The following is an 11116-nucleotide window of genomic DNA, read 5'->3' as shown; positions in this document are numbered from 1 at the left end:
CTCATAGAGTACTTCCAGTATAATAAGGATTAAGACTTGCGCACCATATCGAGCGTACAACCTTCGGGCAATGTCTCATAGAGTAACTTCCAGTATAATAAGGATTATGACATTGCATTGTTAATCTCTGACAAAGAAACAGCTTTCATAGAGTTGCTTCCAGTATAACCTAACCTTAAAATCCGCGACTTAATCTAATAAAACAACCTCTTTGGGCGGCATTTTTTTTGCTGTAATGGATAATTTGTCAGTTTGATGACCGACCTTATATTATATAGTGAACAATTGGTTGATTTCTGCCACCAATAAAAAACGGTAAACCATTTGTGAGACGAATTACAACGTGTTTTTGTTTTGTATACGAAACAAAAATACTATATTTGTATTTTATATATAGAACAATACCAGATATGGACAAGGAACAAATAAAGCAGATAATTGGTGAAAATCAAGAGTTTGTCAAAGATATAACATTTATGGAACGTCCTTTTACTTTTGAGGATGCGGGTAATTATGTGTTTTTAGGTATTCGCCGGGCCGGAAAATCCTATTTGATGTATCAACGGATACACCAACTTCTGAAAAAAGGGCATACGATAGAAGAAATACTATATATCAACTTTGAAGATGAACGTTTTATCGGCTTGAAATCAGAAGAGTTGGATGATATAAAATTAGCATACGAAGAGACTTTTCCCTATCAGCCTATTTTCTTCTTGGATGAGATACAAGTTGTAGACGGGTGGGAAAAGTTCGTTCGTCGGTTGGTAGATAAAAAATATCGTGTATATGTGACTGGAAGTAATGCGAAGATGTTGAGTAGTGAGATTGCTACGACATTAGGCGGGCGTTTTCTTATTCAGGAGGTATATCCGTATTCTTTTCGTGAGTTTCTTCTTTCGCAGGATATAATATTAAAAACAAACTGGCTTTATACTCCAAGTTTACGTAATGAAGTGGTGCGCACTTTTGATGCTTATTTTTATAATGGGGGATTTCCTGAATTGATAGCATTTAAAGATAAACGTTCTTGGTTGAGCGGGCTTTATCAGAAAATATTTTTTGGTGATCTAGTGGCCCGTTATGCGCTACGTAATTCGGATTCGATGAGTTTGTTGGTGAAAAAACTTGCGGAAAGTGTCATGCAACCCTCTTCTTACAATCGACTTAAAAATATAGTATCTTCAGCGGGAGAGAGCGTAGGGGTGCGAACAGTTATTGACTATGTGGGATATTTGGAAGAAACTTGGCTGATATTTAGTATTGAAAATTATGCAGCTCGTTTTGCGGAAAGAGAGAGTAACCGGAAATACTATTTTATTGATAATGGCATTTTGAATCTGTTTATTTTTAATCCGGAAACTTTGTTGTTGGAGAATTTAGTAGCTGTCTCTTTATATAGAATGGTTGGAAAGGAGCTATATTTCTATAATCAAAATGTAGAAGTTGATTTTTATATCCCTGATCAGAAATGGCTTGTTCAAGTATCATATAATATTTCTGATACTCAAACTTTTACTCGTGAAGTAAATGGGCTTTTGAAAACGGCAAAGTTCTTAAAGGCGGAGAAGTTACAAATTGTGACTCGTAATGAAGAACGTACGGTGGAACAGGATGGTTTTACAATAGAGGTGATTCCCATTTGGAAGTGGATGATAATGTTAGAGAATAAGTGATTGATAACCAATATTTAAGATAGAATATAATATGACTGACTATAATTTACAACGATTCTTGGACGCGCAGCAAAGCGACTATGAACAAGCCCTTACAGAAGTGGGAAACGGGCGGAAATATTCCCACTGGATTTGGTATATATTTCCTCAACTGAAAGGGTTGGGCATGAGTTATAACTCCCACTATTATGGGATTAGCGGCAAAGAAGAGGCAGAAGCATATCTTGCCCATCCGGTTTTGGGAGAAAGGCTTCGTGAGATAACGTCAGTTTTTCTTCAAGTGAAAAATAAAACGGCACAGGAGGTTTTTGGTTCGTTAGATGCGATGAAAGTATTATCATGTATGACGCTCTTTAATGAAGTCGCTTCAGATGATTTGTTTCAGCAAGTGATAGATCGCTATTATCAGGGTAAAGTGGATGAGACAACAAAAAGAAAATTGGAAAAATAACTAATACAATTTATATATGGGCTGTTTAATGAATTTATTGTGGTTGTTGCTTGGTGGTATTTTTACTGCCGTTGAATACCTCATTTCAAGTATATTGATGATGCTTACCATTATTGGTATTCCGTTTGGTATGCAAACCTTGAAACTGGCAGGACTTGCTTTGTGGCCTTTCGGTAAAGAGGTAAGAAGTGGGAACCGCTCTGGTGGTTGCTTTTATATATTGATGAATATCCTGTGGATATTTTTGGGTGGCATTTGGATCTGTCTGTCCCATTTGGTTTTCGGGGCTATATTGTGTATTACTATCATTGGTATTCCTTTTGGCTTACAGCACTTTAAATTGGCAGCTTTGGCATTATCACCTTTTGGGAAAGACATTATAACAGTGTAAGAGTAGTTGTAGGGAAGCGTATGCTTATAATTAAAAGTTATAATGCATAATTAGAAACTATTGGCGGGTCTTGATTGTTTACCGTACCTTTGCAGCCGGAAAACAATTAAAGATAAAAAGATATGATTTCAACAGCTACAAAAACTTTGCAGGCAAATAATAAAATGATTTATGTTGCACTGCTTTCTACTCTGACTTTCTTTCTTTTTTTAGACTATATTCCAGGATTGGAAGCATGGTCGGCTTGGGTAACTCCTCCGGTTGCTTTGTTCCTCGGACTTATTTTTGCATTGACTTGCGGACAAGCGCATCCTAAGTTTAATAAGAAAACCTCTAAATATCTGTTGCAATATTCAGTTGTAGGATTGGGATTTGGTATGAATCTTCATTCTGCTTTAGCTTCCGGTAAGGAAGGCATGGAGTTTACGGTCATTTCGGTGATCGGAACCTTGGTAATAGGTTGGTTTATCGGACGTAAGTTGTTCAAGATCGACCGTAATACAGCTTATCTTATCAGTTCGGGAACTGCTATCTGTGGTGGTAGTGCTATCGCAGCAGTGGGACCAGTGTTGAAAGCGAAGGACAGTGAAATGTCTGTGGCATTAGGTACAATCTTTATCTTGAACGCTATTGCACTTTTCATTTTTCCTGCCATTGGTCATGCATTAAATATGGATCAACAACAGTTTGGAACATGGGCAGCTATTGCCATTCATGATACCAGTTCTGTAGTAGGTGCAGGAGCTGCTTATGGCGAAGAAGCATTGAAAGTGGCAACCACTATTAAGCTGACCCGTGCGCTTTGGATTATCCCGATGGCTTTTGCTACTTCCTTTATTTTCAAGAGCAAAGGACAAAAGATAAGTATTCCATGGTTTATCTTCTTCTTCGTGTTGGCATTGGTAGTAAACACTTATTTGCTGGATGGAGTACCACAATTGGGAGCGGCTATTAACGGTATTGCCCGTAAAACTCTAACGATTACCATGTTTTTCATCGGTGCTTCTCTTTCTATTGATGTATTGAAAGCAGTTGGAATAAAGCCTTTGGTTCAAGGAATTTTGCTTTGGGTAATAATCAGCTTGAGCACATTGGCATACATTTATTTTGTATAAGAGGAAAAAGAGAGAATTATATAAAAGAGAAAAAGGTGGGAGAATGATCGTAGTAAACGATTTCCTCCCACCTTTGTTTATTCAGTTTTAGTCTGTGGATAAAGCAGAATTAAAGCAAATTATTTCTTCTTCAATTCTTCAAAGATTAATCCTTCCAGTTCTTCAGCCAGTTCAGGATTATCCATGATACATTGTTTGGCGGCATCACGTCCTTGTCCTAACTTAGTATCGTTGTAGCTATACCATGAACCGCTCTTCTTGATGATTCCCAGGTCAGCACCCAAGTCGATGATTTCTCCGGAATGGGAGATACCTTCACCGAACATGATGTCAAATTCTGCTCTGCGGAAAGGAGGTGCTACTTTATTCTTCACCACTTTCACCTTAGTCAGTTTACCGAGAATCTCTTCGCCATCTTTGATCGGTTGGCTACCACGGATATCCAAACGTACAGAAGCGTAGAACTTCAAAGCGTTACCACCGGTTGTTGTTTCCGGGTTACCGAACATAACACCGATCTTCTCACGCAACTGGTTGATGAAAATACAAGTCGTACGTGTCTTGCTCACAGCAGCTGTCAACTTACGAAGTGCCTGCGACATCAAACGTGCCTGAAGGCCTACTTTGTTGTCACCCATGTCGCCTTCGATTTCCGCTTTAGGAGTCAGTGCGGCTACAGAGTCAATAACGATGATGTCGATAGCAGAAGAACGAATAAGTTGTTCCGCAATCTCCAACGCTTGCTCGCCGTTATCCGGTTGAGAGATATAAAGATCATCAATATTTACGCCCAGTTTAGATGCGTAGAAACGGTCGAAAGCGTGTTCGGCATCAATAAAAGCAGCGATACCGCCGGCCTTTTGTGCTTCAGCAATGGCGTGGATAGCCAATGTTGTTTTACCGGAAGACTCCGGGCCATAGATTTCGATGATTCTACCTCTAGGGTAACCTCCAACGCCAAGTGCTACGTTCAGGGCAATAGAGCCTGTCGGGATCACTTCTACTTGTTCAACACTATCATCACCCATTTTCATGATAGAACCTTTACCGAAGCTCTTTTCTATCTTTTCCATGGCAGCCTGTAAGGCTTTTAGTTTTTCGCTTGATGCCATTTTATTATCTGTTTCAAAATTAAGTTCGTCTTTTTTTGCCATACCTTATTCTTATATAATTAATGGAGTTATTGATTTAAAATCTGTGAGGCATGTTCTTTGGTCTTCACTTCTTTGGGAGTGATAATCCGTTCTACGATTCCCTCTTCATTAATCAGGAAAGTAGTGCGGAAAGTACCCATGTAAGCACGTCCGTACAGTTTCTTTTCTCCCCATACTCCAAATTCTTCTACTAACTTTTTGTCAGTGTCAGCAATCAGAGTGAAAGGAAGATTGTTCTTTTCGATGAATTTCTGGTGCGACTTTTCATTGTCTACGCTGACACCGATTACTTCATAGCCGGCTTTACGTAGTTCGGAATAGTTGTCGCGCAGGTTACACGCTTGTGCGGTGCAACCTGATGTACTGTCCTTTGGGTAGAAGTACAACACAATTTTTTTTCCTTTATAAGCACTTAAACGGATTTCTTCGCCTTTCTCATTGATACCCAAGACTTCCGGTGCTTTATCTCCTACGTTTATCATAACTTTCTTTTAATGAATAGGTGTACGCTTATAATTCCAAATCCTTGTCGAACTCTTCATGCCAGGGAAGACCTTGCTTATTGAGTTGTTCCATGAACGGATCCGGATTGAATTCTTCTACATTGTTTACACCCGGACGGTTCCATTCGCCTTTGAAGAACATCATGGCTCCAATCATTGCCGGAACTCCGGTGGTGTAGCTTACTCCCTGCATACCGGTTTCCTGATAAGCTTCCTGGTGACTACAGTTGTTGTATACATAGTAAGTACGTTCCTTACCATCTTTCAGACCACGGATACGGCAACCGATAGAAGTTTCTCCTTCGTAGTTTTCTCCTAAATCCTGCGGGTTAGGCAATACAGCCTTCAAGAATTGCAATGGTACAATCTTCATTCCGTTGTAATCAACCTCGTCGATTCGTGCCATACCAATGTTTTGGATAACGCGTAAATGAGTTAAATACTCCTGTCCGAAAGTCATCCAGAAACGTGCACGTTTGATAGTCGGATAATGTTTCACTAAAGATTCCAATTCTTCGTGATAAAGAAGATAAGAGTCGCGGGGGCCGATGTTCGGGTATGTCAGGTCTTTGTGGATTTCCAACGGACCGGTAGTTACCCATTTGCCATTTTCATAATAGCGTCCGTTCTGTGTAATCTCGCGAATGTTGATCTCCGGATTGAAGTTTGTAGCAAAAGCCTTATGATGGTTACCTGCATTGCAGTCTACAATGTCCAGATATTGAATCTCATCAAAATAATGTTTAGCTGCATAAGCAGTATAGATACCGCTTACTCCCGGGTCGAATCCGCAGCCGAGGATAGCTGTCAGACCTGCTTCTTTGAAACGATCGTGATAAGCCCACTGCCAGCTGTATTCAAAATGAGCTTCATCTTTCGGCTCATAGTTGGCGGTGTCCAGATAGTTCACTCCGGCTTTCAGACAAGCTTCCATAATCGTCAGATCCTGATAAGGGAGAGCCACATTAATCACCATTTCGGGTTTGAAATCGTTGAATAAGGCTACCAGCTCCTCTACATTGTCTGCGTCAACTTTAGCTGTTTTTATATTGGGGTTACCTATTGCCTCGACGATTTTATCGCATTTTTCTTTCGTACGACTGGCAATCATGATATCTGTAAATACATCGGCATTTTGTGCCACTTTGTGTGCAACGACAGTGCCAACACCGCCTGCACCAATAATAAGAACTCTACCCATTTCTGTATTTAATGAATTATAATTTATGATTTATTGGTTTGGCAAATATACGTGATTATTTTCAGATAATCATTGCGCAGCTACTCCTTTTTATTTGTAACGTTGCAAGGTTCCGTTTTCGAATTCCAGCGTTTTGCCATTGTAGAACCAAGTTTCGAAACGACTGTCTTTTTTCAGCTCGATTTCTATCGGGTCACCAATGGATAAACGACATTCTACTGCGCTCATCCCTGCCTCTAAATCTCCCCGGGAGATAATCAGCCAACGGCTTTCTGTAATGCCCGGATATTTCTTATGTATATCCTCGAATCCGAAAAAGTCCTCGATATAATTATCATTTTTGACAATCACGTCATATTTCAGATCTGTTTCCAATTCGTAGATTGCCCCGTCCCTGTCCGTTAATGACAGAGTAGCCAGGCTGCCGGGAGGAGATAACTTAATCTCTTTTATTTGCAGAACCGTATATCGGGGCAAGTGAACACGTGATTCGGTCTGCTTATCTTCAAAAGATACGATTCTTTTGGCCGGCAGCATCTTTTTAGGATAAACGGTCATTCCCAAGTATTTATTTTTCAGGCTTTCAATAGTACCCAGACTCTTGTTAGTGAAACTGAATGCATTTGAAAAATATTTCATTCTCTTTTCGCCTTGAAAATCATTCAGGTCCATGCCGGAGTTCGTTCGCGAGAGAGCGACTTCCAGATAATAAGAATGTCCCTGTGTATCTTTGAATACGATTTTCACTGGATATGCCTGACTGCCGACTCCAATAGCAGTAATTGTAGCTTCCGTATTGACAGGAATTGCTATATCCCGATAGCCGGAATAATTGTTGGCATCGTCTACCCGGGCACTTTCAGATTGTATATAGACTGTTTTTCCTATTAACAACTCTTTGGCAGTATCTACATCTTTCAGATAAACCAATCCATTGATACCGGCACGGGGAGCCTTCTCGCAAATCTCGTCCAGCCTCATGTTCTTTATGTCATAATAATATTTTTCTCCCTCACATTCGAATACGAAGCGAGTGGAATAGTTAGTCCCGGTTGATATATTTTGAGCCTTCTCTTCTGTTCCCGTGAAAGTGAGAATCTTGTGCTTCAGCAGGCTGTTGTCTATTCCTTTTTCGGTGTCGTAGCTGGAAAGAGTAGGAAGGAACATGTTCCGTGTAGAAGGAACAAACATAAACTTCATTCCGGGTGTCCATTTACACAGCGGTTGCAGTGGAAAGTTATTCTTGATGAATTGTTCTTCTTCGTCTACAGGGATTTCCTGCGTGGAAGGAGTAGTGACAATGTAATCACTTTGAGCTGTGATAGGACACGTGCCACAACAGAATAGAATTAAAGACAGGACAATTATTCTCATATTTGTTTACTTTAAGTGAACTATGTAAATTGTTCGTTTGTTGTATATCTACTGGCAAATGTATATATTTTATGTTGTATTGGATGTTATTTTCCAATCTTTTTGATATCTTTGCCCCCGATTTTAACTTAAACGTTATAACAATATGAAGAAAGTATTTGTTTCAATTTGCATTGCTGGTGCAGCACTTGCAATGTCTTCGTGCCGTTCGGTTGAGAAGGCAATCCCCCTGTCATCTATCAATGGTGAATGGAATATTATAGAAGTCAACGGCTCGAAAATTGCTCCGGGCGAAAGTAGAACCCTTCCTTTTATCGCTTTTGATACAGCGACCGGTCGTGTGTCCGGCAATAGCGGATGTAATCGTATGATGGGCAGTTTCGATGTAAATGCGAAGCCGGGAAGCCTTGAACTTACAGGGATGGCTAGTACCCGAATGATGTGTCCGGATATGACTACTGAAAATAATGTATTGAATGCTTTTGCGCAAGTAAAAGGATACAAGAAGGCAGGTAAAGATAAGATGTATCTTTGCAATTCGTCCAACCGTCCGGTTGTCGTTCTACAAAAGAAGGAGGCTGATGTGAAACTTTCAGTTTTGAATGGAGAATGGAAAATTAAAGAAGTGAATGGTGAAGCAATTCCTTCCGGTATGGAAAAACAACCTTTCATTGCTTTTGATGTGAAGAAAAAGACCATTCATGGCAATGCCGGATGTAATTTGATTAATGGTGGTTTTGAAACCAGTACAAGTAATGCCAAATCTATTTCTTTCCCGGGAGTAGCAAGCACAATGATGGCTTGTCCTGATATGGAAACAGAAGGTAAGGTGCTGAAAGCTATCAATGAAGTGAAATCATTCGATGTGTTGTCCGGTGGTGGCATTGGTTTGTATGATGCAAACGGTGCATTGGTCATCGTGTTGGAAAAGTAATAGATAAGAGTTATATATAATAGGACATGCCTGTGTCGCACTTGACGATACAGGCATATTTTTTTTCCTTTATCGAACCAGAGCCGCCTGTATTTGTTTAAAGAAACAGTTGCTGATTGGCTTTGAATATGACTATGTCAGCAGTGTTTATTTATTAAAACTGTCTTTTTGGCAGATATTATGTCATGCATTCGTATAATTTCCTTTTGGCACACGGTTTGCTTTTTAATAAGCGTCCGTTCGCGGCGAAGCTCCCTGATAAGAGCAGAGAAACAACCGGACAAAAAGAAATCATTGAATAAATAATAAATAAAAAAATAACGATCATGGGAAAAATTATTGGTATTGACTTAGGAACTACAAACTCTTGTGTTGCCGTATTCGAAGGTAACGAACCTGTAGTAATTGCAAACAGTGAAGGTAAGCGTACAACTCCTTCTGTTGTCGCTTTCGTTGATGGTGGCGAACGTAAAGTGGGTGATCCTGCAAAACGTCAGGCTATTACGAACCCTACACGTACAATCTTCTCTATCAAACGTTTCATGGGTGAAAATTGGGATCAGGTACAAAAAGAAGTGACTCGTGTTCCTTATAAAGTAGTGAAAGGTGACAACAACACTCCGCGTGTTGACATCGACGGACGTCTGTATACTCCGCAAGAAATCTCTGCAATGATTCTTCAGAAAATGAAGAAGACTGCCGAAGACTACCTTGGACAGGAAGTAACAGAAGCAGTCATCACCGTTCCTGCTTATTTCTCCGACTCTCAACGTCAGGCTACAAAAGAAGCCGGACAGATTGCCGGTCTGGAAGTAAAACGTATTGTAAACGAACCGACAGCCGCAGCTCTTGCTTACGGTCTGGATAAGGCTCACAAAGATATGAAGATTGCTGTATTCGACCTTGGTGGTGGTACATTCGATATCTCTATCCTCGAATTCGGTGGTGGTGTATTTGAAGTACTTTCTACAAACGGTGATACTCACCTTGGTGGTGACGACTTCGACCAGGTAATCATCAACTGGTTGGTACAGGAATTCAAAAACGATGAAGGTGCTGACTTGACTCAGGATCCGATGGCTTTGCAACGTCTGAAAGAAGCTGCTGAAAAAGCTAAGATTGAGCTTTCTTCTTCTACAAGTACAGAAATCAACTTGCCGTATATCATGCCGGTAGGTGGTGTGCCTAAGCATTTGGTGAAGACTTTGACTCGTGCAAAATTCGAATCTCTGGCTCACGAATTGATCCAGGCTTGTCTTGAACCATGTAAGAAAGCAATGAGCGATGCAGGTTTGAACAATGCTGATATTGATGAAGTAATCCTTGTTGGTGGTTCTTCACGTATTCCGGCTGTTCAGAAATTGGTAGAAGATTTCTTCGGCAAGGCTCCTTCTAAAGGTGTGAATCCGGATGAAGTGGTAGCTATTGGTGCTGCTGTACAGGGTGCTGTTTTGACAGATGAAATCAAAGGTGTAGTATTGTTGGATGTTACTCCGTTGTCAATGGGTATCGAAACACTGGGTGGTGTAATGACTAAGTTGATCGACGCTAACACTACCATTCCGGCTCGTAAGAGTGAAACATTCTCTACTGCTGCTGATAATCAAAGTGAAGTTACGATTCATGTATTGCAGGGAGAACGTCCGATGGCTGCCCAGAATAAATCAATCGGTCAGTTCAATTTGTCAGGTATTGCTCCGGCTCGTCGTGGTGTTCCTCAAATTGAGGTTACATTCGATATCGATGCGAACGGTATCTTGAAAGTATCTGCTAAAGATAAGGCTACCGGTAAAGAACAAGCTATCCGTATCGAAGCATCCAGCGGTTTGAGCAAGGAAGAAATCGAAAAGATGAAGGCTGAAGCTGAAGCTAATGCTGAAGCAGATAAGAAAGAACGTGAAAAAATCGATAAGCTGAACCAGGCTGACAGCGTAATCTTCCAGACTGAAAATCAGTTAAAGGAATTAGGTGATAAGTTGCCTGCTGATAAGAAAGCTCCGATTGAAGCTGCTTTGCAGAAGTTGAAAGATGCTCACAAAGCACAGGACTTGGCTGCTATTGATACTGCTATGGCAGAGATCAATACTGCCTTCCAGGCTGCAAGTGCTGAAATGTACGCACAGGGTGGTGCACAAGGTGGTGCACAGGCTGGTCCTGATATGAACGGTGATGCTGGTCAGCAAGATAATAGCAAGCATGGAGATAACGTTCAGGATGCTGACTTTGAGGAAGTGAAGTAAAGATCGCTGAATATACAATAAATCAAAATAAGAGAGCTGTAGATTAAATGTTTACAGCTCTCTTTTGTTTTATATGT

10 protein-coding genes are annotated in these 11116 nt (G+C 40.5%); 6 read left to right on the top strand and 4 right to left on the bottom strand.

Features of this window, described 5'->3' with window-relative positions; genetic code table 11:
* Nucleotides 1-410 precede the first annotated feature (410 nt).
* The 4 genes from HMPREF9009_RS21010 (at nucleotide 411) to HMPREF9009_RS20995 (ending at nucleotide 3633) form a co-directional block, all read left to right on the top strand.
* The gene (locus HMPREF9009_RS21010; RefSeq protein WP_049703169.1) at nucleotides 411-1676 is read left to right on the top strand and encodes an ATP-binding protein; all 1266 of its coding nucleotides are present in this window, start codon (nucleotides 411-413) and stop codon (nucleotides 1674-1676) included.
* A gap of 31 nt (nucleotides 1677-1707) precedes the next feature.
* Nucleotides 1708-2127, top strand: coding sequence for a DUF1810 domain-containing protein (locus HMPREF9009_RS21005; protein WP_049703168.1), 420 nt, complete (start codon nucleotides 1708-1710; stop codon nucleotides 2125-2127).
* Nucleotides 2128-2143: 16 nt separating this feature from the next.
* Complete coding sequence (locus tag HMPREF9009_RS21000) at nucleotides 2144-2518, top strand: YccF domain-containing protein (protein ID WP_049703167.1); 375 nt, start codon at nucleotides 2144-2146, stop codon at nucleotides 2516-2518.
* 122 nt (nucleotides 2519-2640) lie between these two features.
* Nucleotides 2641-3633, top strand: coding sequence for a YeiH family protein (locus HMPREF9009_RS20995; RefSeq protein ID WP_004312517.1), 993 nt, complete (start codon nucleotides 2641-2643; stop codon nucleotides 3631-3633).
* 119 nt (nucleotides 3634-3752) lie between these two features.
* Here the strand turns inward: HMPREF9009_RS20995 and recA are convergent, their stop codons facing one another.
* From recA to HMPREF9009_RS20975, 4 genes are all read right to left on the bottom strand, one after another.
* Complete coding sequence (recA, locus tag HMPREF9009_RS20990) at nucleotides 3753-4787, bottom strand: recombinase RecA (protein ID WP_004302078.1); 1035 nt, start codon at nucleotides 4785-4787, stop codon at nucleotides 3753-3755.
* A 26-nt stretch (nucleotides 4788-4813) separates the two neighbouring features.
* Entirely contained in the window at nucleotides 4814-5269 is a 456-nt protein-coding gene (bcp, locus tag HMPREF9009_RS20985; protein WP_004312515.1) for a thioredoxin-dependent thiol peroxidase, read from the bottom strand.
* Between the two features lie 28 nt (nucleotides 5270-5297).
* On the bottom strand, nucleotides 5298-6491 hold the full coding sequence (locus tag HMPREF9009_RS20980; RefSeq protein ID WP_004312514.1) for a saccharopine dehydrogenase family protein: 1194 nt from the start codon (nucleotides 6489-6491) through the stop codon (nucleotides 5298-5300).
* Between the two features lie 90 nt (nucleotides 6492-6581).
* Nucleotides 6582-7865: a hypothetical protein gene (locus tag HMPREF9009_RS20975; RefSeq protein WP_049703166.1), complete on the bottom strand. Its 1284-nt coding sequence runs from the start codon at nucleotides 7863-7865 to the stop codon at nucleotides 6582-6584.
* A gap of 145 nt (nucleotides 7866-8010) precedes the next feature.
* On the opposite strand from HMPREF9009_RS20975, the gene HMPREF9009_RS20970 reads away from it, so the two are divergent.
* Both HMPREF9009_RS20970 and dnaK read left to right on the top strand, forming a co-directional pair.
* Nucleotides 8011-8799: an META domain-containing protein gene (locus HMPREF9009_RS20970; protein WP_004313951.1), complete on the top strand. Its 789-nt coding sequence runs from the start codon at nucleotides 8011-8013 to the stop codon at nucleotides 8797-8799.
* Nucleotides 8800-9125: 326 nt separating this feature from the next.
* Nucleotides 9126-11039 (top strand): molecular chaperone DnaK, encoded by a 1914-nt coding sequence (dnaK, locus tag HMPREF9009_RS20960; protein WP_004313949.1) that lies wholly within the window; start codon nucleotides 9126-9128, stop codon nucleotides 11037-11039.
* Nucleotides 11040-11116: the final 77 nt, after the last annotated feature.

The organism is Bacteroides sp. 3_1_13 (assembly GCF_001185845.1).
In the GTDB taxonomy this organism is placed as follows: Bacteria; Bacteroidota; Bacteroidia; order Bacteroidales; family Bacteroidaceae; genus Bacteroides; species Bacteroides xylanisolvens.
This window is presented reverse-complemented; position numbering and strand designations above follow the sequence as displayed.

Bases quoted from the DNA above. Each gene is read 5' to 3' on its own strand.
- HMPREF9009_RS21000 (WP_049703167.1), top strand. From the start codon at position 2,144: ATGGGCTGTTTAATGAATTTATTGTGGTTGTTGCTTGGTGGTATTTTT.
- HMPREF9009_RS21005 (WP_049703168.1), top strand. From the start codon at position 1,708: ATGACTGACTATAATTTACAACGATTCTTGGACGCGCAGCAAAGCGAC.
- bcp (WP_004312515.1), bottom strand. From the start codon at position 5,269: ATGATAAACGTAGGAGATAAAGCACCGGAAGTCTTGGGTATCAATGAG.
- HMPREF9009_RS20995 (WP_004312517.1), top strand. From the start codon at position 2,641: ATGATTTCAACAGCTACAAAAACTTTGCAGGCAAATAATAAAATGATT.
- HMPREF9009_RS20975 (WP_049703166.1), bottom strand. From the start codon at position 7,865: ATGAGAATAATTGTCCTGTCTTTAATTCTATTCTGTTGTGGCACGTGT.
- dnaK (WP_004313949.1), top strand. From the start codon at position 9,126: ATGGGAAAAATTATTGGTATTGACTTAGGAACTACAAACTCTTGTGTT.
- HMPREF9009_RS21010 (WP_049703169.1), top strand. From the start codon at position 411: ATGGACAAGGAACAAATAAAGCAGATAATTGGTGAAAATCAAGAGTTT.
- HMPREF9009_RS20970 (WP_004313951.1), top strand. From the start codon at position 8,011: ATGAAGAAAGTATTTGTTTCAATTTGCATTGCTGGTGCAGCACTTGCA.
- recA (WP_004302078.1), bottom strand. From the start codon at position 4,787: ATGGCAAAAAAAGACGAACTTAATTTTGAAACAGATAATAAAATGGCA.
- HMPREF9009_RS20980 (WP_004312514.1), bottom strand. From the start codon at position 6,491: ATGGGTAGAGTTCTTATTATTGGTGCAGGCGGTGTTGGCACTGTCGTT.